Below are 21794 nucleotides of genomic sequence, written 5' to 3'. Positions count from 1 at the left end.
CGTTCAAATCATTCCTTTCATCGTAGCCGCATTATTCGGATTCAGGCCGAGATAATCGCAAGCCGAAAGATAGGTTAGGCCGAATTTTGCTCTGCCACGGTTGACCTTCTGAATGTATTCCTGTGCGGAAGAGCGGTCCCAGATTTTATTTTTGATTTTTCTAATCGTGAGAATCATTCCTTTCTTGAAAATGGATTTTTGCTGATGTAAAATCAAATTGGAGATGATACGGTTGACAATTAAAGAGGAAGAATATGCGTTAAGATATTTGTTGAATCATGCGGGCGGAATTGAAAATCCGGATGATAAAAGTCTTTATGAACTGCTTACTGATGCATTAGGGCCTGACGTAAAAGATTTGATGTTTGCTTTAAAAAATGATGGTTTAATCAAATTCGGTTGGTTTAGCGACGGTCCGCATAACATCCGGATAACGCCTGATGGATTAATGTATTTTGACGTTAAAAAGCGCAGGAATAAAGAGCTTTGGATAAAGAATGCCTGGATCCCGATTTTGGTTAGTGTAGCTACCAATTTAGCAATAAACGGATTAAAATGGTTGTGGCCGCTGATACAAGAATGGGTATCCAGTTTTCACTAAAAAACTTTTTCACGCAATACTTCCTTTCTTGTAAGATTTTCATTTCCGGAGTAGAATTGTGGCGGAATGGAGGTGGTATATTGAGCAATCCAAGAGTTACAGTAAACGCGGAAGATTCTAATGGCAGAAATCAAACTTTTCATGATAATCAAACAAACCGCAACATGAACCGGAAGCAATTTGTTAAATCAATTGAAAAAGGGAATTACGAAGATTATCATGTAAGAAAAATTAACAACGTAAAAACTCCGTGTTCAAATCCAGACTGCAGCAAAAATAATAATTTAGGATAGCGTAACCCGATAACCTTTAAGTTCAATTATTTCTCCGTCTGAAATTACCGCGATCACTTCGCCGTTATCGGAAGTAATGACGATTTGATCGCAATTTTTTTCGCCTATTACCATTTGCCCTCCTTTCTGCGGCGCCCGCGCTGCCGAAACGCCGCTATTGCACAACGAACTATTTAAACTCTGGCCCCATTCCTTCTAATTTTCTGGATAGCGGACCGGATACAGGCCAATCCGCCGGGTGCCTGCCGGGAGACTCTTTCCGGTTCCGGCCCCGGAGTACGGTCACGCCGCACGGTGTTGACGTCCCAAACTACACAAAATTCATTTGTGGTTTTGGTTAATTGGCAGAAAATCACTTTCTTTCCAATTTTCTCTATTGACATATCTTAGCGAATCATTTACAATTTGCGTGTTGAGGACAAATTGTTATCGCGCTTTTTGAAATGCCAATTTCAGAAGTGCTTTCTTTGTTGTTGTCTGATTGAGTAATCATTTATTACAATGCTATTGTACCAACATTGATGTTAGTAGTCAAGAGGTTTTACTAACATTTTTGTTGGTATTAGTGCTAATGTTGGGAGCGAATTTTTATGTCATTTTCACAAAGGCTTACTAATCTGATGGAATCCAAGGGCATAACGCCTTACCGCATGTCTAAAGATACAGGCATTCCAGAAGCTACAATCGGTCGTTGGAAAAACGGGAAAGCTATTCCAAACGGAGATATGCTTGCAAAGGCTGTCAAATATTTAGAGACAAGCGCGGACTTCTTATTGTTTGGAAAAGAGCAAAAAAATAAGCCCGTCACAGAACGTGACGAGCTATCCAATGAAATAATTCGGTTGGTTAAGAAATTACCTCTCGAGAAACAAAAGGAATTGCTAGACTATGCTCGGTACAAGGTAGACCATCAGTCAGACAAATAGCTTTTGTTTTAATGCTTTCAAGCGATTCTAAATTTGCTTCCTTAAGTATTTCTGCAAGTCTTCTCGGAATTTCTTCATCCTCCATTGCATCCTCCTGTTTTACAAAAGAACATATGTTTTTAATTTCCCGCTTATTTTAGCACTTTTCCCATAATCTTGCAACACAACATATAGATTTTTAATTACTATATATAGCAAAGTCCAAAAAATGGCCGTCAGGAGGTAGCAACATGGGCAGACCAAAAAAAGAAAAGCCGAATCACGGCAAATATTTCGAGGTTAAAAAGACAGTCGGTCATAGTCTGAACGGTGATCCGATCCGTAAGAGCTTCTACAGCGATACAAGCAGAGCCGATGCAAACCAGCAAGGCGAAGAATGGATAATCGCTCAGAAGGTAGCGGAGCAGACCGGAGAAGCATTTATTGAAAAGGACGTAACATTTTCCGAGTGGGCAAAAAAGTGGCTGGAAATCTATAAAAAGCCCAACGTGGATATTAATACTTACCATATGACTTACGAGCAGAATGTAAATAATCATCTAATACCTTTTTTTGGTAAGGCTGATATTAAAAGCATAAAGCCGGTTAACATTCAGGAATTTTTTGATAGCAATTCACATTTTTCAGAGTCCGTGCTGAAAAAGCTTCATATGTGTTTAAACGGTATATTTGAAACTGCGATTGAAAATGATGTATGCCAAAAGAATCCGACTCGCCACACGGTTGTAAAAAGCCATAAAAAAAAGAACGTCAAACAGGTATATTCTGATAAGCAAATTGAGGTTGTAAAATCTTCTGCAAAACTCAGCATGCCGGAAGTATATGTTGCGCTTTGCACTGGCCTACGTCGTGGAGAACTGCTCGGGCTAAAATGGGCAGATTTTAATGCTGCCGAAAAAACTATATCTGTAAACCGGGCGATTGCTGACGTTCAGGGAAAAGAAGATCGTAAGCTTGAAACAATTAAGACAAACCCTCCAAAATGGAAAAGCTATCGGGTAATTCCGATTGATAATGATTGCGCGGAATTCATAGGTTCTCTGCCACATAACGGGGATTACATTTTCCCAGGCCGTAGCGGCTCCGTACAAAGCCCAAATACATGGTCACAAAAGTTAAAGCGGTTTATGGATGCGCTTCACGTAGCCCATCCAGACGTGCCGGAGCTTACGGCGCACGAGTTGCGGCATACATTTGGAACAGTACTTCGCCGCAGAGGCGTAGACATCTATACGATTCAGAAAATCATGGGGCATAAAGACATTAAAATGACATCGGAAATATATGTTCACAATGAAATGGACGTACTGCGCAAAGGGCTAAAACTCAGTACAGGTGTCGTACAAGTGTCGTATGGACGAAAATTTAAGGTCAAACAGGCAAAGAAAAAAAGTCACACAAACCACTGAATAATTCAGCATTCATGCGACTTTATAGCCTGTGGTGCGGGTGACAGGACTTGAACCTGCATGGAATAATCCACAAGAACCTAAATCTTGCGTGTCTGCCAATTCCACCACACCCGCGTAAGGCCCGGAAAAACCGGATTGTTGTATTATACCGCAAAAGCAGCGGTTTGGCAAGGGGTCAATCCTTCAATACGCCCTCGTCCAACATTGATTGAGCGGCAAGCATCGCGCCGAGACGGCCGCTGTGGTAATTCAGTCCGCCCTGCATCCAGGCGGCATAAGGCTCGCGCAGCGGAGCATCTGCGGAAAGCTCGATCGAGGCGCCCAGCGTAAACGCTCCCGCCGCCATGATAACCTTGCAGTCATAGCCGGGCATATCCCACGGCTCCGGAATCACAAACGAATCCACCGGCGCGCCGCGCTGTACGCCGCGGCAAAAGGCAACCAAAGCTTTCTCGCTTCCCAGAAGCAACGTCTGAATGATATCCGCGCGAGGCTCATCGCATTTCGGCGTTACTTCATACCCCAGAAGCTGGAACAATGCCGAGGTGAATACCGCGGTTTTCAGTGCCTCTCCCGTCACATGGGGAGCATGGAACGCACCCATGAAAAGTTCCCGGTTGTTGCCTAGCGTTGCCCCCACTTCCCGGCCGACGCCCGGCGCGGTCAGACGGTAGGCACATTTTTCCACAAGCTCTTTTTTCCCGGCAATATACCCGCCGGTCGGCGCGACCCCACCGCCCGGGTTCTTAATCAGGGAACCCGCCATCAGGTCTGCCCCACGAGAAACAGGCTCTTCATTCTGCACGAATTCCCCGTAACAGTTGTCAACCATTACAATGCAGTCCGGTGCCTTCTTTTTCGCAATTTTCGCTATCTTTTCAATTTCCTCGACAAACAGCGACGGACGCAGGCTGTACCCGCGGGAACGCTGCAGATAAACCATACGGATTCCGGGGTGAACCCTGCGTTCGATCTCTCCATAATCCGGCTTTCCGTCCGGAGTCATCTCGACCTGCTCATACCGGATGCCGAATTCTTTCAGCGATCCGATCCCGTTTCCGGTCAGACCGATGACCGAGCGAAGGGTGTCATAGGGAAGGCCCGTCACGCTCAGCATCGTGTCGCCGGGGCGGAGCACGCCGAACAGCGCAACGGTCAGGGCGTGCGTGCCGCTGACAAAATTGTGGCGGACCAGTGCGTCCTCTGCGCCGAGCGCGTCCGCAAAGACACGGTCCAGCGCGTCGCGTCCGCGGTCCCCGTAGCCATATCCTGTAGAAGCGGCAAAATGGCTTTCGCTCACTCCGTTTTTAATAAACGCGGCCAGCATTTTCTGTTGATTGTACTCCGTCGTCCGGTCGATCCATTCCACCTGCGGCCGGATCATTTTTTCAGCACATTCCGCCGAATCAAGAATTCTCTGACTGATTTTAAAAAAAGGATACAAAAGATCGACTCCTATTTCTATTTCTTCGTGTGTCTCCCACTTTTCAGTGTTCGCCCTCCGCGTCAGGGGAAGTCAAAACCGGTTTCCCTTCGCGGTCCAGAAGCGGCGTCAGCCCACCCGCATAGCCGGACTGCATCGCAAGGTACTGCACGCCGGTCCGGGTATCCCGAATGATTTTCAGCGTTTCCAGAGTTCCCTGGGAATAAACAACTTCAAAGCGTTTTTCTTTCATGAATCCTCCTTAAAAGTGTATCTCGGCCCATCTTCCGCTGGGTACAAAGCCCATGGACCGGTAAAATTCCTCATTCGCGCCATCCGCCCTGAGAAGGAAGATCCTCTCGCGGTTCAGCAGGCCCGTCAGCGCGGTGACCGCCGAGCGGCCAAATCCCTTGTGCCGGAACTGCGGCAGGACAGCAACGGCGGAAAGAACCGCGGCGCGTTCCGTCATGGAAGAACAGAGAGCGCAGGCCACCAGCACTCCGCCGGAGCGGATTCCAATGGACATGGCGGCGCCGTGCCGCGTGCGATAGGACAGATCCATATAAAACGGCTCAAATTCCGGCGGAACAAAGGTATCGCTGCGCGCCGCGCACAGCAGAGCGTAAATCTCGCGCGGACCCGGGTTTCGCTCCGCCTCTGACGAATGGTTTTTGTCAGCCGTCCCGCGCAGCAGCATAATCTCCCCCCGTGATGACACCGGGAACCCCAGGCATCCGGCGGCCTTTTCCGAACAGGAAACGGTCTTCACGTCCAGCATCCGAAGGAATCCGGCCAGTTCGTCCCAGTCCGATTCCCGGTCTTCCAGCACGGCGGTATCGTCCAGCTTCGCCAGAGAGGAGCCGCCGTCCTGAACCCAGAACTGGGCAAAAGCCTCTTCAATCCCATAGGCCTCCGCCACGGACCGGATTTTACATCCGAATGGATTGTCCTCGGAAGCGGTGATGTCATTTTTTGATTCTATGAGTTTTATCATACGGTATCTGTTTCAGCGATCCTTTCGGCCAGAACGGCAAGCAGCTTTTTTGCTTCTTCGTAGTCCTCCTGCGCGATGACGCCGACCGGGGAGTGCAGGTAACGGCACGGCAGTGACACAGCCGCCGTCCGGACGCCGGAGCGAGAGGAATGAATGGCCCCCGCGTCGTTGCCCCCGGCGACGGCGCGCTTGGGCTGGCAATTGATTCCCGCGCTTTCCGCCGCTTCGAACGCCATCCTGTAATAGTCCCGGTCATAGACGGTTCGGCGGTCCATAAACGATAGGACCGGGCCGTCCCCTAGCCGGCAGACATCCCTGCCATGCTCGACCCCCGCGACGTCTGCCGCCGTGGTGCATTCCACCGCAATGGCCGCCTGCGGCGCGACTGCGAATGCAGCGGTTTTTGCGCCGTTCAATCCTACCTCTTCCTGCACGGAGAACACAAACGTCGTATCGTATTTGAGCCCGTCTCTCATCAGCTCGATCAGAAGCGCACAGCCGGCACGGTCATCCAGCGCCTTGCTTTTCACCATGCCGTGCGAAAGGTCAAACACCGAGTCGAATACCGCCGCGTCGCCGGGCCTGACCTGTCTCTCGGCCTCCTCCCGGCTGCCCGCGCCGATGTCGATGTACAGATCCTTGAGCGGAACGCTCTTTCCTTTTTCGTCCCCCTCCAGGAGATGGATCGGCTTAATGCCGATCACGCCGGGAAGCCTGCCCCCGATCCAGACCGTTTTTCCCGGCAGAACGCGGCGGTCGATTCCGCCGACCGCCGCGAATTTCAGCAGTCCGGCGTCCGTATAATCGGTGATCATCAGCCCGACCTCGTCCATATGCGCGTCAAGCATCAGCGTGGTTTTCGGCCTTTTTTCTCCTTTTTTGAACGCGATCACATTCCCAAGCGGGGTGACCTCGACCGAATCGGCAAGCGGCCCGATCTCCCGCAGGACGATCTCCCGCACCGCGTCCTCGCGCCCGGAAATCCCGTGCGCCGCGCAAAGCTCCCGGAGCAGTTCAAACCGGCTCACTTCCCCACCTCCCGCAGATACGCGGCGAGCAGCTGCGCCGTGTTTTCAATATCGTTCAGATCGACGACCTCCGCCGGAGTGTGCATGTACCGCAGCGGAATGGAAACCATGCCGGTCGGCACGCCCCGCCCCAAAGTCGCGATTTCATCCGAGTTGGTGCCGGTGTTTCCTCCCATCACCTCGCGGGTCCAGGGCATTTTTTTCTTTTCCGCCAGCCGGATCAGCGAATCCGTGATCTTTTTGTCCAGAACCGGGGCGATGCCGATCATCGGCCCTCCGCCGAGTTTTCCAAGATTGACGTCCGGAATCCCGGGCTGAGAAGCGAAACTGACGTCCACTGCAACAGCCTGCGTGGGCTCCGCGGAAAACGCGCCGATTTTCGCGCCCGCTCCCCCGACTTCCTCCTGCGTGCTGCAAAGGACGGTAACCCGGCAGCGCAGGGGTTCACCGGACAGAATCTGCGCGCAGCGGACAAAAGCCGCAACGCCGGCGCGGTCGTCCAGCCCCGCCGCGGAGACTCTCGCGCCGAGCAGGCGCTTCGGCTGTGTGCAAAACAGAATGCGGTCTCCGGGGCGGACCAGTTTTTCCGCCGTGCCGCGGGTCAGGCCGACGTCCACCGCCATTTTATCGACCGGCTCCACCTTGTCCTCCCCGCCCTCCTGCAAATGGGGCGGAGTGCAGCAGACGACGCCGCAAAGCGTCTCTTTTCCATACACAGTGACCGCGGTCCCCGGCAGCACGCGCGCGTCGGCCCCGCCGCACCGGCCGACGTTCAGGAATCCGTTTTCATCGATCCCGGTGACGATCAGTCCGATCTGGTCCAGGTGCGCGTCGAGCAGAACATGCTCCTTTGCGCCCGGGTCGCCGAATTCAGCCGTCAGATTGCCCATCCGGCTGATGCTCACCTTTGCGATTTTCGAAAGTTCCGCCTCCGCGGCCTTTGCGGCGGGCAGTTCCCCGCCCGGAGTTCCCGGGGCCGCGCAGAGGCGGAACACAAGCTGTTCTAGCTCCTTCAAAAAGCCACTCCTCCCATCGTTCGGATTCCCTACTTCAGCGCGTTGACAAGCTCGCGGAAAATTTCGCCGCGCGTTTCGTAATTCGGGAACATGCCGAAACTGGCGCAGGCCGGGGAAAGAGAAACGACATCGCCGCTTTCGGCCTCTCTCTGGCAGAGATTCACCGCTTCTTCCAGCGTGTCCGCACGGAAGATTTTCAGGTTTTCCGGTCTGTAATTCGGCGCGGAAACCACCGCCCTTTCGATCTTGTCCGCCGTCTGGCCGATGAGCACCAGAACCTTGACCTTATCCGCGACGACGGGCCCGAGCGGTTCGAACGGAATATTTTTGTCGTAGCCGCCCGCAATCAGCAGAATGCGCTGATCGAACAGCGAAAGCGCGCCGCTGATCGTGCGGCTCGGCGTTGTGCCGATGGAATCGTTGAAGTACCGCACGCCCTCGAATTCGCGGACCAGTTCGTTGCGGTGTTCCACGCCGGCAAAATTCTTCGCGACGCGGGCGATGTCGTCGACCCCCGCGTAACCCCAGACGGCGCAGATCGCCGCGAGGTAATTCTCAATGTTGTGCTTTCCCGGAATTTTAATGTCGGAAGCGTTCATGACGCGCGTTTTTTGCATCCCGTTCACAAAATAGATCTCGCCGTCGGGATCCATATAAGCGCCGTGTTCCACCGGATGCCTGCGGCTGAACAGCAGGCACTGCCCGCGCACATCCCGTGCGAACGAGGCGGTAATCTCGTTGTCCGCGTTCAGAACCGCGCGGCCGAACGCGTCCTGATGCAGAATGATATTTCGCTTGGCATCGATATATTCCTGCATGTCCTTGTGTACGTCGAGATGATTCGGCGTCACGTTCGTCACGACAGCAACATCAGGGCTGCGGCGCATCGAAATGAGCTGGAAGCTGGACAGCTCCGCGACCGCGGCGTCCTCCGGCGCCATCTGCTCCACGCGGGGCAGCAGGGGATCGCCGATATTTCCGCCGAGGTGCGCCCTTTTTCCGGCGCTTTCAAGAATTTTTGAAATCACGGTCGTTGTCGTGGTCTTTCCGTCGCTGCCCGTCACGGCAAAGATTTGGCACGGGCAGGTCTCGAAGAAAATTTCCATCTCGGAGGTGACGGCGGCCCCCCGCGCGCGCGCGGCATCCAGCTCCGGAAGGGTGTAACGCATGGCGGGCGTGCGAAAAACGATTTCCTCATCGAGGTCTTTCAGATAGTCCTCGCCGCATCTGAGCCGGACCCCGGCTTCCGTCAGCTTTTCAGCCGCTTCGCCCAGCTTGTCCTCCGTCCGTTTATCCCTCGCCGTAACAACGGCTCCCTGCTTCGCAAACGCGACCGCAAGCGGCAGGTTGCTTCCGCCGATGCCGCAGAACGCGACGGTCCTCCCTTTTATCATCCGGTAAAATTTCCGAATATCCATAAGAATTGTTCCACTTCCTCCAAAGATTGGATAGGCAATTGTTTTTATTATACTTGCGAGCGATGGAAATATCAAGGGAAAACGGGCGACGGGCCGGGAAAAAACAATCCGCATAGGGAAAAAAACGCCGCTCCAAAGAGCGGCATCCTGACTATCCCCGCTAAACGGCGCAGCGCCCGAAATAGTCCGCGGCGCGGCTGACCGGCATCGGCTTCGCGTAGCGGAAGCCCTGGATTTTATCGCATCCGCACTGGCGGACAAATCGGTCGTGCTCCTCGGTCTCCACGCCCTCCGCCGTCACGAGCAGATTGATGTTGCGGAACGTGCGGGTCAGTTCCCGGATCATGATGTTGCACCGGCGGTTTTTCATCGAATCCCAGATCAGGCTTTTGTCGATCTTGACCACGTCGAACGGCAGGTCGATCACATTGGTGATGTTGGAGTACCCCGTCCCGAAATCGTCCAGAGCGAACTGAATGCCGGTGCGGCTCAGCTCGCGGATTTTCTCCGCGATCAGTGTATAATTGCTGATGAGAATGCTTTCCGTGATTTCAAACAGAATGCGATTCGGCGAAATTCCGCTGTCTCGGATGATTTTCAAAAGGCTTGGCACGGCGTCCTCGCCCATCAGCTGCACGACGGAAAGGTTGACGGAAATCGTGTCGACATCGATGCGGCAGGACAGCAAATAGTTAATGTAGCTGCAGACGCGTTTCAGAACCATCCATCCGATTTCGATGATCTGGCCGGTCTCCTCCGCCACGGGAATAAATTCGTCCGGCGGGATATATTCGCCGTCGGGGCCCTTGAGCCTCAGAAGTGCTTCCGCCTCGGTAAAGCTGCCGTCGCACACGGTGTAAAGGGGTTGGTAATATATCTCAAACCGATCGTTTTTGATCGCGTCGTTCAGCCATTCCTCCAACCGGCGCCGCTCCCTGCCGCTCCGGCCCGCACCGTAAAACAGCCGCCCGGAAAGGCCGTCCCTCGACTGACTGTTTTCTGAATCCGGCATCAGAATCACTTCCCAAAGTTTTTTCTTACAACACAGCCTTCGAAGAACGGACCGCCGCAGGTCACGGACGCCGGAGCTCCGGCCCCGTCACCCCGCGTGCGGCCCTGTCGGGGTAAACACAGTCATCCTGTATAAAACATACTTGAAAGAATATTAATTTTTATTATAATTAACAACATCCATTATAATCCAGCAATCAGGGAATGTACAGTGCTAAAAATTAAAAACAGTAAGATTCAGGAACAACCACAAGGATTTTCAAAAGCCCAACAGCGAAATTATCGGATTTGACTAAAGAGACGAAAGGAGCTGTGAAGTCAGGAAGATTTGCCGGCTCCTTCACAAAAAGCGTATATTTGCAGCCTTTCGGTCTGAAAATAAGCGCAGGGGTGAAACTATGAAAAAAAAGCGGATCGCGACGCTTGCGATTGTCATGACCATCATCTGCGCTCTCGGCGGAGCGACGGTATACGGCTATTCCCAGGCGGAGCGTTACAGAAGGGATTTACAGTACGGCTACACGCGCTCACTGAGCGACCTGCGCGACTGCGTGGACAATATCCAGATCACTCTGAACAAGGCGGTATACGCCAACACCGCGACAGAACAGAACGGCCTGGCCGCGAAGCTGATGCGGGAATCCGGCATGGCGAAAGCGGCGATCTCCGTTCTGCCGCTGACGGAAAACTCCATCGACAATGTGAGCAGGTTCATCACTCAGGTCGGCGATTTTTCGATGAGCCTGTCGAAAAAGATCTCGGAGGGAAAGCCGATCAGCTCCGATGAATTCAAATCGATGGAAAATCTGGAGGCCTATGCAAAAAAGCTGCAGAAAGACCTTCAGGACGTGGACCCGGATTTCAGCTCTGAAAACTTCAACGATTCCCTGAAAAATACGGAGCAGGACTTTACGAATTTCCCGTCGCTGATTTACGACGGCCCGTTTTCCGACCATGTCAGCCAGATGAAACCGAAACTGACGCAGGGGAAACAGACGATCCCGCAGGGCAACGCGCAGAATATCGCGGCGGATTTTACCGGCCTGCAGCAGTCCGGACTGTCCCACTCGCAGGATACGGCGGGAAACATGCCGACCTATAATTTTACGGCCAACGACGGCGGCATCCGGATTTCCGTCACCAAGGCGGGCGGCTATGTCTCCGAGATGGCGAACACCCGCGCGGTCGGAACGAAGACGCTCGACTACAAGGCGGCCTCCGAAAAGGCGCGCGCGTTTCTGGACGGCAGGGGCATCCAGAACATGAAGGAAAGCTATTACGTGATCAACGACGGAATCTGCATGATCAACTACGCCTATCTGCAGGACGGCGTTCTGTGCTATCCGGACCTGGTCAAGGTGGGGGTCGCACTGGACAACGGAGATATCGTCCGCTTTCAGGCGACGGGCTATCTCATGAACCACACTTCCCGCACTCTGAAAGCATCGCTTTCCTCAGCCGACGCGCAGAAAAAGGTCAGCCCGAATTTGACGGTCAACCTGAGCCGGCTGGCGCTGATCCCGACTCCCGGCCTGAATGAAGTGCTGTGCTGGGAATTCCAGTGCACCGGCAAAAACGGCGACCGCGTCTTGGTGTATGTCAACGCCAAGACCGGCTACGAGGAAGACATCCTGATTCTGGAGTCGTCCGACAACGGCGTGCTGGCGCGGTGACACGCGGAAAACCTGAAAAAAGGGCGGAGCGCATTTTCTGCGTTCCGCTCTTTTGCGGCTTCCGGCACGGACCGGGCGGGTTCTGTTCTTTTGTCCGGGCAGCGTGGAAAGCCGCCGCAGGGGACATCCCCGTCAGATATCCCTCGATTCGTCAAGGACCGCATCCCGATAGATCAGGTCCTCCCGCTCTTCAAAACCGATGGAGCTCCAGAAATGGTTCCCAAGGTCATTCGAGCGGAACACGACAAGCGCCGCCTTATTGATCCTCTCCTCTTTCAGCGCGCCGACCACGGCACCCACCAGGGACCGGCCGACTCCTTTTCCGCGGCAGGAGGGACAAACCGCAAGATGGTAAATATACCCTCTTCTGCCGTCGTTTCCGCAGAGAATCACTCCGATCACTTCACCCCGGTTCAAAGCGACAAAGCAGGTTTTGGGATTTCGCGCAAGAAATCCGGAAATTCCGTCTTTTGAATCGTCCAGCCCGCGCAGGCCGATCCCCGGCATGCCGGCCCAAAGGCGGCGGACCTCCTCATAGTCCTGAATCCGCATTTGTCTGATTTCCATCGCAGTCACCTCACAGACAGGAATCGGGCCGAAACCGGTCCGGCCTTATCCTCCGAAGCTATTTCCCCAGCAGCTTGACCAGCACGGCCTTCTGCGCGTGCAGACGGTTTTCCGCCTCGTCGAAAATCTCTTTCGCGTGGCTTTCAAAAACCTCTTCCGTGATCTCCTCCCCGCGGTGGGCGGGCAGGCAGTGCTGAACGACCGCGTCCGGCTTGGCGGCATTCAAAACCTCCGCATTGATCTGGTATCCGGCGAAATCCTTCCGGCGCTTTCCTGCCTCGGCTTCTTCCCCCATCGAGGCCCAGACGTCCGTAATGACGACGTCCGCGCCCCTCGCGGCCTCGGCCGGGTCGTTCGTCATGCTGAACGCCGGGTGAGTCACGGCAAAGTCCAAGACATCCTGCGCGGGTTTATAACCGGAAGGGCAGGCGACCGCGACTTCCATCTTCATTTTGAGTCCGCCGACGATCAGCGAATTCATCATGTTGTTTCCGTCGCCGATGAAACAGAGCTTCAGCCCCTCGAGCGCGCCTTTGTATTCACGGATGGTCATCAGGTCCGCAAGCACCTGGCACGGGTGGGAATAATCCGTCAGGCCGTTGATGACCGGGATCGTGCCGTTGGCGGCCAGCGCCTCGACCTCCGACTGCTTGTAGGTGCGGATCATGATGCCGCTTAAATACCGCGACAGTACGCGGGCCGTGTCCTGCACCGGCTCCCCGCGGCCGATCTGCAGGTCGTCGGACGAAAGAAAAATCGGCAGCCCGCCGAGCTGATACATGCCGACCTCGAACGAGACGCGCGTGCGCGTGCTCGCCTTCTCAAAGATCATGCCGAGCGTCTTGCCCGCGAGGCGCGGATGCGCGATGCCGTGCTTCTGTTCATACTTGAGCTGATCCGCAAGATTCAGGATCTCCGTGATGTCCCCCGCGGTCAGATCCATCATTTTCAGTAAATGGTTCATAACGGTCCCTCCTGTCGTATTTATGATTTGAATGTGTCCAGCACTTCCCTCAGAATCGCCAGCCCCCGGTCCGCTTCCTCCTTGGTGATGACCAGAGGCGGCAGCAGGCGCAGAACATCCTTCGCGGTCAGGATCAAAAGCCCGCGTTCCGCGCATCTTCCGGCGATTTCGCCGGGGGCGCCGTGCGACGGCTTCGCGCCGATCATCATGCCCATCCCGCGCACACAAGCAATGCCGGGCATTTCCGCGAGCTTTTCGGAAAGATATTTTCCCTTCGCCTTTACGCCGCTCAGGAATTCGGGCGAGGCGAGGCGGCGGAGCACCACCAGCGCGCCGGCACAGGCGACCGGGTTTCCCCCGAAGGTCGAGCCGTGGGTTCCGGGGCCGAGGACGTTTGCGAACGGCTCGGCGCACAGGCACGCGCCGAGCGGCAGCCCGGAGGCGATGCCTTTCGCGCTGGTGACGACATCCGGCAGAATGCCGTAATTCTGGTAGCAGTAGAAAGCCCCGGTTCGGCCGACGCCGGTCTGGACCTCGTCGACCATCAGCAGGATCTTTTTCTCCGTGCAGAACGCGCGCAGCTCCTTGACGAACGGCTCCGGCATCGGCACCACGCCGCCTTCGCCCTGAATCAGCTCGAGCAGGACGGCGCAGGTCTTTTCCGTCACGGCGGACTTGACGCTTTCCATGTTGGGTTCCGCATAGGAAAAGCCGGAGGTCAGCGGAGTGAAACACGCGTGGAACTCATCCTGCCCGGTCGCGGCAAGCGTCGTGACGGTGCGGCCATGAAATGAATTTTTCAGCGTGACGATCTCCGTGCAGCTCGATCCGAGAAAATCCCGGCCGTATTTGCGTGCGAGTTTGACGGCGCATTCATTGGCCTCCGCGCCGGAATTCGCAAAAAACACTTTCGACATGCCGCTGAGTTCGCACAGCTTTTCCGCCGCCGCCGTCTGAACGGGGCTGTAATAAAGATTGGACAGGTGCTGGATGGCCGAAGCCTGCCCCGCGACGGCCGCGGACCACTCCGGGTCGCAGTAACCGAGCGAATTGACGCCGATGCCGGCGGTAAAATCGACGTATTCCTTCCCGTCCACACCGACTGCCGTCGCGCCTTTTCCGGAGACGAGCGCCACCGGAAAACGGGAAAAAACAGGCATCATGTTCCGCTGTTCCTGCTGTTCGATTTCTTCAAAGGTCATATTAATTTCCTCCGTTTCAGCACAGCATGGTCCCGATCCCCTCGTCGGAGAACAGCTCGATCAAAATCGAGTGGGGAATCCGGCCGTCGATGATATGGGCCCGCGCGACTCCCCTGCGCACGGCGTCCACGCAGCAGTCGATTTTCGGGATCATTCCTCCGCCGATGATTCCCTCGTTTTTCAGTTTCGGCACGTCGCTGACGTTGACGACGGGAATCAGCGTGCCGTCGTCATGCGGATCGCGGAGAAGCCCGCGCACATCGGTCATCAGGATCAGCTTTTCCGCTTTCAGCTCCGCCGCAACGCGGGCCGCCGCGATATCCGCGTTGATGTTGTAAACCTCGCCGTTTTCGCCGCCCGCGACGGTCGAAATCACCGGAATATAGCCGTTTTCCGTCGCGTTGCGGATCACCGCGGGGTCCACCTTCGTGATGTCCCCGACGTAGCCGAGGTCTTCCCCCTCCTCCAGCTTCTTTGCGGTCAGCATTCCGTCGTCCAGCCCGCACAGGCCGATGGACCGCCCTCCGTGCCGCTCCAGAAGCTGGACCAGATCCTTGTTCACCTTGCCGGCCAGCACCATCTGGACAATATCGACGGTTTCGCGGTCGGTGTAGCGCATGCCGTTTACAAACCGGCTTTCCTTGCCGATCTTTTTCAGCATCGCGCTGATTTCCTTTCCGCCGCCGTGGACCACGACCACGCGGATGCCCACGAGCTGCATCAGCACGATATCGCTCATGACGGCTTCCTTCAGCGTTTCGTCCACCATCGCGCTGCCGCCGTATTTAACAACGACGGTACGCCCGGCGTGAGTCTGGATGTAGGGCAGGGCCTGCACCAGCACCTGCGCCCGGTCCGTATTTGAAATCTGCATGTCGCTTTGTCCTCCGTTTTAAGACTTGGGGTATTATCCGATGAATGACGACCATCCAGCCGGGACACGCCTACGGCGTTCCTGACTTTCGCTTTCGGGGGGTTCTAACCTCCGTCCCGCCAAACAAAGCGAACGGTCTCCCCCGCGCCGGGCGGCGGGCTGTTGGCAGCGGAGACGCGCCTGCTTAGGTGCGGTAGTCCCCGTTGATCTTCACATAGTCATAAGTCAGGTCGCAGCCGAACGCCGTGGCTTGCGCGTCTCCGTCTCCCAGTTCCACCAAAATAGTTACTTCGTCCTCGGAGAGAACTTTCTTCGCAGACTCCTCGCTGAATTCGATTCCCGCGCCGTTTTTGCAGACTGCGATGCTGCCCGCCTTCGAGGAGAACGAAACCCCGACCCTCGAGATATCCGTCTGTGCGCCGCAGTAGCCGAGCGCGCAGAGTACGCGGCCCCAGTTCGCATCCGAACCGAACATCGCCGCCTTGAACAGGGTGGAATGGATGACGCCCTTCGCCGCGATTTTTGCGTTCTCTTCGTCTTTCGCGCCGGTCACGGTGCAGACCAGCAGCCGGGAAGCGCCTTCCCCGTCCTTTGCCAGCATCCGCGCGAGTGTGGTGCAGAGCTGCAAAAGGGCATCCGCAAAAGTCTCATAGTCTTTTCCGGTGGCCTGCGTCAGTTCCTGATTCCCCGCAAGACCGGAGGCCATGACCGCGCAGGTGTCGTTCGTCGAGGTGTCCCCGTCGATGCTGACCATGTTGAAGCTTTTGTCCACCGCCGCGCGCAGCGCCGCATCCAGCACGGGAGCGGAAACCGCCGCGTCGGTCGTGAGGAAGCAGAGCATCGTGCCCATGTTCGGGTGGATCATGCCGGAACCCTTCGCAATGCCGCCGATCTTCACGGTTTTGCCGCCCAGAGTGCAGGAAACCGCCAGATTTTTGACCACGGTGTCGGTCGTCATGATCGCCTTCGCCGCATCGAGAGAGCCGTCCTTCGACAGAGACGCCGCCAGTTCCGGCACGGCGCTTTCAATCGGCTCAACCGGCAGCGGCACGCCGATGACTCCGGTGGAGGCCACGATCACGTCGCCGTCCTCTACGGACAGTGCCTTTGCCGCCGCTCTGCACATCCGCTCCGCCTTTTCCACGCCGTCCGCGTTGCAGGTGTTTGCGTTGCCGCTGTTGACGATCACCGCGCGGGCTTTCCCGTCTTTCAGATGTTCTTTTGTCACTAGGATCGGCGCGCCCTTGACCAGGTTCTGCGTGTAAACCGCCGCGGCCGAACACGGAACTGAAGAAAAAATCATCGCAAGGTCCGGTTTCAATGTGTTTTTCCGGATGCCGCAGTGGACTCCGCCTGCGGTAAATCCCTGCGCGGCGGCGACGCCGCCCTCCACAAACTGTACTGCCATTTTTACTGCCTCCCGTACGATCCCTGACCGCACGGAAAGGCTCACCGACGTCCCAGAAACCGACTGAATATATTAATATCTGTATAAATCTATGATTGTATCTACCATTAAGTATGTTAATTCGGCGTCTGGCGAAATAACCGGGACACACGTTCTGCGTTCAGGAGTCTTCCCGCCTAAAAAGCGGGGGGAAGGGCCGTGAGGCCCGTTGTCTCATCCAAACCGAAGAGCAGGTTCATGTTCTGCACCGCTTGCCCCGCCGCGCCCTTGACCATATTGTCGATCGCCGAAATTGCGATCAGCATGGAATCGTGCGGGTCAAAATGGAGAGAAATATCGCAGAAGTTCGACAACCGGACGTTTTTGATATCCGCGACCTTTCCATCGGGCAGCAGACGGATAAAATATTCGTGCGCATACCGCGCCTCATATGCCGCGCGGATTTGTTCCGCCGTCACGCCGGGTCTGATGCGCGCGTAGCACGTCGCGAGGATACCGCGGTTCACGGGAAGAAGGTGAGGCACGAACGTGATCGCCACGTCTTTGCCGGAGATCAGGCGCAGGGTTTGTTCCATCTCCGGATTGTGCCGGTGATTTGCAACCTTGTAGGCCGAAAAACCCTCGTTCAGCTCCGCGAAATGTGTGTTCTGCGTGAGGCCGCGCCCCGCGCCGGTCACGCCGCTCTTACAGTCCGCGACGATGCCGTCCGGCTCGATGAAACCGGCCAGGAGAGCCGGAGCCAGCGCGAGCGGGACCGCTGTGGTGAAGCAGCCCGGATTCGCGATGATTTTTTTCCCTTTGATCTGCTCGCGGAACAGCTCCGGCAATCCGTAAACCGCCTGTTCGTGCAGCTCCGGGTGTGTGAATGTCCCTTTATACCACTTTTTGTAACCCTCTTCGTCTTTTAACCGGAAGTCCGCGCCGAGGTCGATGAACGCCTTTTCTTTTTCAAAACAGTCCGCCGCAAGCTCCTGTGAAAGCCCGTGCGGCAGGGCCGCGAAAACAACGTCACTTTTTTCAATGACTTCTTCCTGATTGCCGCAGACAATGTCGCAGAGCCGGGTATACGCAGGATAGATTTCACTGAGGCACTTCCCCGTAAAGCTGACCGAGCTTGCCGCCGCAAGCTCTGCCTGCGGGTGCTGCGTGAGGAGCCGCGCCAGCTCCGCGCCCGCGTAGCCGGTTGCACCGACGATTCCCGCCTTAATCATCCCCGTTCGCCTCCAGCAGTTTCAAAATCCGGTTCGCCTGCGCTTCCACGTTCTGAGGAGCGGGACCGCCGAGGACCTTTCGGCCGTTCACGCAGCGCTCCAAAGAAATCGCGCCGTAAATCGAATCTTCAAATAAACCGCTTTGCTTTTGGTATTCCTCCAGCGGAAGCGTTTCCAGCGTCAGGCCCTTTTCGATGCACAGGGCAACCAGCTCCCCCGTGATCTTGTACGCGGTGCGGAACGGCATCCCTCTGCCGACCAGATAATCCGCGCAGTCCGTCGCATTGATGAAGCCCTTCGCGGCGGCGGCGCGCATATTCTGCGGAAGGACCTTCATGGTTTCGATCATCGGAGTGAACGCCGTCAGGCACATCCGAAGCGTGTCGACCGCGTCGAAAATCGCTTCCTTGTCTTCCTGCAAATCTTTGTTGTAGGCAAGCGGCAGGCCCTTCATCATGGCGAACAGCGTGGTCATATCGCCGATGGCGCGTCCGCTCTTGCCGCGCACCAGCTCCGCGATATCCGGGTTCTTCTTCTGCGGCATGATGCTGGACCCCGTCGAAAACGCGTCGTCCAGTTCGATGAATTTGAATTCCCACGAACACCAGAGAACGATCTCCTCCGAAAAGCGGGAGAGGTGTACCATCGCGATCGCGATGCAGGAGGCGAGCTCCAGGCAGAAATCCCGGTCGGAAACGCCGTCCAGGCTGTTCTGCGTCGGACCGGAAAAGCCGAGCAGAGAGGCGGTGCGCTCCCGGTCGATCGGGTAAGTGGTTCCCGCCAGCGCACAGGAGCCGAGCGGGCAGAAGTCCATGCGCTTTGCCGCGTCCTGAAGGCGGCCGGCGTCGCGCAGGAACATCTCCGCGTAGGCGAGCAGATGATGCCCGAACGTGACGGGCTGCGCGCGCTGCATGTGGGTGTAACCGGGCATCACGTCTCCGCTGTGCTCCAGCGCCTTTTTGCAGAGGACCGCAACAAGGCCGTCAATCTGCTTTTTCAGCCCGGCGCACTGCTTTTTCAGGTGGAGCCGCAGATCCACCGCAACCTGGTCGTTCCGGCTGCGCGCGGTGTGCAGCCGCCTGCCCGTGTCGCCGAGGCGGGCGGTCAGCTCCCCTTCCACAAACGTGTGGATGTCCTCCGCCGCCGGATCGACCGAAAGCGCCCCGCTTTTCAGGTCGGCGAGGATTCCCTTCAGGCCCGCCTGAATTTTTTCCGCTTCGCTCCGTTCAATCACGCCGCATTCGCCGAGCATCGCCGCGTGCGCGATGCTCCCCTCGATATCCTCCTCGGCCATGCGGCTGTCGAAAGAAATCGAGGAGTTGAAATCGTTGACCTTGCCGTCGAGTTCCTTGTGGAACCGGCCCGCCCAAAGCTTCAATGGATTTGCCTCCCCGGTGTAAGAATCATGTCCGGCGCAGCCGGAGGGGGAACAGCCCCTCCCCGGAAGCGCCGGAAAATTTTTTATATGCCCGCTCGGCGGAGCGATGCTCCGGGAGCGTCCCCGTACCGCCAAACTCAGCTAATTTTATTTTTCTGAGCCAGACAGCGGGCCATTGGGTGCAGCGTCACCGCTGCTGCTTTTTCATCGCCTGAACCGCGATCGGCAGGCCGAACAAATTGATGAAGCCCTCCGCGTCCGCCTGATTGTAGACGTGGTCCTCGCTGAATGTGGCGATCTCCTCGTCATACAGCGAATACGGGGAAGTTGCTCCCGCGTCGATGATGTTGCCCTTGTACAGCTTCAGCTTGACTTCTCCCGTCACCTGTTCCTGCGTGGAATCCACGAAGGCGGAGAGCGCCTCGCGCAGAGGGGTGAACCATTTTCCGTCATAGACCAGCTCGGAAAATTTCTGACCGACAATCTGCTTGAAATGGAACGTGTCCTTATCGAGACACAGCTCCTCCAGCTTGCGGTGCGCATGGTACAGGATGGTGCCGCCGGGAGTCTCATACACGCCCCGCGACTTCATGCCGACCAGGCGGTTTTCCAGAAGGTCGATGATGCCGATTCCGTTTTCCCCGCCGACCTTGTTCAGCTTTGCGATCAGATCGACGCCGCACAGCTTTTCGCCGTTCACCTTGACCGGAACTCCCTTTTCAAACGTGACCGTCACATAGGCCGGATGATCGGGAGCTTGTTCCGGCGAAACGCCGAGCTCCAGAATCCGGTCGTACTGCGGCTCATTTGCCGGGTCCTCCAGGTCAAGGCCCTCATGGGACAGGTGCCACAGGTTTTTGTCCTTGGAATAGTTGGTCGCTCTCGTGATATTCAGCGGGATATCGTGCGCTTCCGCGTAGTCGATCTCTTCGTCGCGGGATTTGATGTTCCAGATTCTCCACGGCGCGATGATCTTCATGTCCGGCGCAAACACCTTGATGGCAAGCTCAAACCGGACCTGGTCGTTGCCTTTGCCGGTGCAGCCGTGCGCGATGGCGTCCGCGCCTTCGGCCTTGGCGATTTCCACCAGGCGCTTGGCAATCAGCGGCCTGGCGAACGACGTGCCCAGAAGATATTCTTCCTCATATTTCGCGTCCGCTTTCAGCGTCGGCCAGATGTAATCCTCCACCAGCTGCTTTTTTAAGTCCGCGATATACAGCTTGGAGGCTCCCGTCTTTTTCGCCTTTTCCTCTAGGCCGGAAAGCTCCGCGCCCTGCCCCACATCGGCCGCGACGGCGATTACTTCGCATCCGTCGAAATTCTCCTTCAGCCACGGGATAATAATCGAGGTATCCAGCCCGCCAGAATACGCGAGCACCACTTTTTTGATTTTATGTTTCATTGTGCACAGCCACCTTTTCTCTCGTCATCGTCTGTTCGTTCCTGTGTTTTATTATACGCCGATTATACAAGAAATCAAGTGATTTTTGCATATTTATTCACTTCTGCGATTTGTATAAAAATACAGGGTAAATGTGGGATGAATTTTACAGTTTCACCCGGTCTCCGGCTTTACGCCGAGGAATCTTCTCAGACGGCAAATAGTTACCCCCCGGCAAAGCCGGGGGTTCTTCATATGCGGGCAAAGCCCTGTATTACTGGCTGCGCCTCAAGGCGCTGGTACGGTCTGCCAATTGCAAAAGTTTGTTACTTGCTACCCGTAAACGGGTCTGCATACTCCTTAAGCGTCATCTGGTCTTCAACCTGATCTTCTTCCAATTGATTTTTTAATGTACTCAGCTATTGCTTTGTCATTTTTCCCTGCCGTATCTACAAAATAGCCTCTACACCAAAATGTCCGGTTCCCATATTTGTACTTCAAATTCGCGTGCCGCTCAAATATCAGCAAAGTGCTCTTTCCTTTGATAAATCCTACGAATCCGGAAACGCTCATCTTCGGTGGTATTTTTACCAACATGTGTATATGATCCGGACACACCTCTGCTTCCATGATTTCCACCTGTTTCCAGTTACATAACTCCCGCAGTATTTTTCCTATCTCAGCCCGCATATTTCCGTACGCTACTTTTCTACGATACTTGGGTGCAAACACTATGTGGTATTTGCAATTCCAGCTCGTATGGTTTAAACTATCTATGTCATTCGTCTTCATGTCGAATGTGCCTCCTTTTGATATGTTTTGTTGCAGTTGGCAGACCGCAGCTTTTATTATATCAAAAGGAGGTTTTTTACTATTATCACCGCTAAAGCTTTTTGGGAACTCCCGGCACAGCCGGGAGTTTTCGTATTACAAAAATTCCCCGGAAGCGCGCGCTGCGCTTCCGGGGAAAAAACGGCTTTGGAAAGGCACGGCCAAAGACCGCCGCAGAGGGGG

Annotated in this window: 21 protein-coding genes, 1 tRNA gene and 1 pseudogene; 5 read left to right on the top strand and 18 right to left on the bottom strand. The window is 55.4% G+C overall.

Going from position 1 to position 21794, the window contains the following annotated elements:
- Window positions 1-3: 3 nt before the first annotated feature.
- Window positions 4-177 (bottom strand): hypothetical protein, encoded by a 174-nt coding sequence (locus tag EQM14_RS16200; RefSeq protein ID WP_164918910.1) that lies wholly within the window; start codon window positions 175-177, stop codon window positions 4-6.
- Between the two features lie 55 nt (window positions 178-232).
- On the opposite strand from EQM14_RS16200, the gene EQM14_RS01430 reads away from it, so the two are divergent.
- From EQM14_RS01430 to EQM14_RS01415, 4 genes are all read left to right on the top strand, one after another.
- A complete protein-coding gene (locus EQM14_RS01430; RefSeq protein ID WP_128741282.1) occupies window positions 233-601 on the top strand; it encodes a hypothetical protein in 369 nt (122 codons plus the stop codon).
- An 80-nt stretch (window positions 602-681) separates the two neighbouring features.
- Window positions 682-894: a hypothetical protein gene (locus tag EQM14_RS01425; RefSeq protein WP_128741281.1), complete on the top strand. Its 213-nt coding sequence runs from the start codon at window positions 682-684 to the stop codon at window positions 892-894.
- 590 nt (window positions 895-1484) lie between these two features.
- Window positions 1485-1820, top strand: coding sequence for a helix-turn-helix domain-containing protein (locus EQM14_RS01420; RefSeq protein WP_128741280.1), 336 nt, complete (start codon window positions 1485-1487; stop codon window positions 1818-1820).
- 230 nt (window positions 1821-2050) lie between these two features.
- Complete coding sequence (locus EQM14_RS01415) at window positions 2051-3229, top strand: tyrosine-type recombinase/integrase (protein ID WP_128741279.1); 1179 nt, start codon at window positions 2051-2053, stop codon at window positions 3227-3229.
- Between the two features lie 32 nt (window positions 3230-3261).
- Here the strand turns inward: EQM14_RS01415 and EQM14_RS01410 are convergent.
- The 8 genes from EQM14_RS01410 to EQM14_RS01375 all read right to left on the bottom strand — a co-directional run bounded on the left by EQM14_RS01410 (window position 3262) and on the right by EQM14_RS01375 (window position 10123).
- Window positions 3262-3346, bottom strand: a tRNA-Leu gene (locus EQM14_RS01410).
- Between the two features lie 61 nt (window positions 3347-3407).
- Window positions 3408-4676, bottom strand: coding sequence for a methionine gamma-lyase family protein (locus EQM14_RS01405; protein ID WP_128741278.1), 1269 nt, complete (start codon window positions 4674-4676; stop codon window positions 3408-3410).
- 43 nt (window positions 4677-4719) lie between these two features.
- Window positions 4720-4908 (bottom strand): DUF6440 family protein, encoded by a 189-nt coding sequence (locus tag EQM14_RS01400; RefSeq protein ID WP_128741277.1) that lies wholly within the window; start codon window positions 4906-4908, stop codon window positions 4720-4722.
- 9 nt (window positions 4909-4917) lie between these two features.
- Window positions 4918-5649 carry a GNAT family N-acetyltransferase gene (locus tag EQM14_RS01395; RefSeq protein ID WP_128741276.1) on the bottom strand — a complete coding sequence of 244 codons (732 nt, stop codon included), beginning with the start codon at window positions 5647-5649 and terminating at the stop codon, window positions 4918-4920.
- Window positions 5646-6677 carry a M42 family metallopeptidase gene (locus tag EQM14_RS01390; RefSeq protein ID WP_128741275.1) on the bottom strand — a complete coding sequence of 344 codons (1032 nt, stop codon included), beginning with the start codon at window positions 6675-6677 and terminating at the stop codon, window positions 5646-5648. Before EQM14_RS01390 ends, EQM14_RS01395 begins: the two co-directional genes overlap by 4 nt.
- The gene (locus EQM14_RS01385; RefSeq protein ID WP_128741274.1) at window positions 6674-7693 is read right to left on the bottom strand and encodes a M20/M25/M40 family metallo-hydrolase; all 1020 of its coding nucleotides are present in this window, start codon (window positions 7691-7693) and stop codon (window positions 6674-6676) included. Before EQM14_RS01385 ends, EQM14_RS01390 begins: the two co-directional genes overlap by 4 nt.
- A gap of 29 nt (window positions 7694-7722) precedes the next feature.
- Entirely contained in the window at window positions 7723-9111 is a 1389-nt protein-coding gene (gene murD, locus EQM14_RS01380) for a UDP-N-acetylmuramoyl-L-alanine--D-glutamate ligase (protein WP_128741273.1), read from the bottom strand.
- Between the two features lie 160 nt (window positions 9112-9271).
- Window positions 9272-10123, bottom strand: a complete 852-nt coding sequence (locus tag EQM14_RS01375) for an EAL domain-containing protein (RefSeq protein WP_128741272.1) — start codon at window positions 10121-10123, stop codon at window positions 9272-9274.
- A 397-nt stretch (window positions 10124-10520) separates the two neighbouring features.
- Between EQM14_RS01375 and EQM14_RS01370 the strand changes: the two genes are divergently transcribed.
- A complete protein-coding gene (locus EQM14_RS01370) occupies window positions 10521-11795 on the top strand; it encodes a PepSY1/2 domain-containing protein (RefSeq protein WP_128741271.1) in 1275 nt (424 codons plus the stop codon).
- A gap of 132 nt (window positions 11796-11927) precedes the next feature.
- On the opposite strand, the gene EQM14_RS01365 is transcribed toward EQM14_RS01370, so the two are convergent.
- The 9 genes and pseudogenes from EQM14_RS01365 to tnpA form a co-directional block, all read right to left on the bottom strand.
- On the bottom strand, window positions 11928-12362 hold the full coding sequence (locus EQM14_RS01365; RefSeq protein WP_128741270.1) for a GNAT family N-acetyltransferase: 435 nt from the start codon (window positions 12360-12362) through the stop codon (window positions 11928-11930).
- 58 nt (window positions 12363-12420) lie between these two features.
- Window positions 12421-13326 (bottom strand): ornithine carbamoyltransferase, encoded by a 906-nt coding sequence (gene argF, locus EQM14_RS01360; RefSeq protein ID WP_128741269.1) that lies wholly within the window; start codon window positions 13324-13326, stop codon window positions 12421-12423.
- A gap of 20 nt (window positions 13327-13346) precedes the next feature.
- Window positions 13347-14528, bottom strand: a complete 1182-nt coding sequence (locus tag EQM14_RS01355; protein ID WP_128741268.1) for an aspartate aminotransferase family protein — start codon at window positions 14526-14528, stop codon at window positions 13347-13349.
- Window positions 14529-14544: 16 nt separating this feature from the next.
- On the bottom strand, window positions 14545-15402 hold the full coding sequence (argB, locus tag EQM14_RS01350) for an acetylglutamate kinase (RefSeq protein ID WP_128741267.1): 858 nt from the start codon (window positions 15400-15402) through the stop codon (window positions 14545-14547).
- Between the two features lie 184 nt (window positions 15403-15586).
- Window positions 15587-16810 (bottom strand): bifunctional glutamate N-acetyltransferase/amino-acid acetyltransferase ArgJ, encoded by a 1224-nt coding sequence (gene argJ, locus EQM14_RS01345; RefSeq protein ID WP_128741266.1) that lies wholly within the window; start codon window positions 16808-16810, stop codon window positions 15587-15589.
- A gap of 176 nt (window positions 16811-16986) precedes the next feature.
- On the bottom strand, window positions 16987-18021 hold the full coding sequence (gene argC, locus EQM14_RS01340) for an N-acetyl-gamma-glutamyl-phosphate reductase (RefSeq protein ID WP_128741265.1): 1035 nt from the start codon (window positions 18019-18021) through the stop codon (window positions 16987-16989).
- Window positions 18014-19399 carry an argininosuccinate lyase gene (gene argH, locus EQM14_RS01335; RefSeq protein ID WP_128741264.1) on the bottom strand — a complete coding sequence of 462 codons (1386 nt, stop codon included), beginning with the start codon at window positions 19397-19399 and terminating at the stop codon, window positions 18014-18016. The genes argC and argH overlap by 8 nt, the downstream gene beginning before the upstream one ends.
- A 187-nt stretch (window positions 19400-19586) precedes the next feature.
- A complete protein-coding gene (locus EQM14_RS01330) occupies window positions 19587-20801 on the bottom strand; it encodes an argininosuccinate synthase (protein ID WP_128741263.1) in 1215 nt (404 codons plus the stop codon).
- Window positions 20802-21106: 305 nt separating this feature from the next.
- Window positions 21107-21572, bottom strand: a pseudogene (gene tnpA, locus EQM14_RS01325) (IS200/IS605 family transposase).
- Window positions 21573-21794 lie beyond the last annotated feature (222 nt).

This window comes from Caproiciproducens sp. NJN-50 (assembly GCF_004103755.1).
In the GTDB taxonomy this organism is placed as follows: domain Bacteria; phylum Bacillota; class Clostridia; order Oscillospirales; family Acutalibacteraceae; genus Caproicibacter.
Note: the sequence above shows the minus strand (reverse complement) of the source record. Positions and strands in the feature narration are given on the sequence as shown.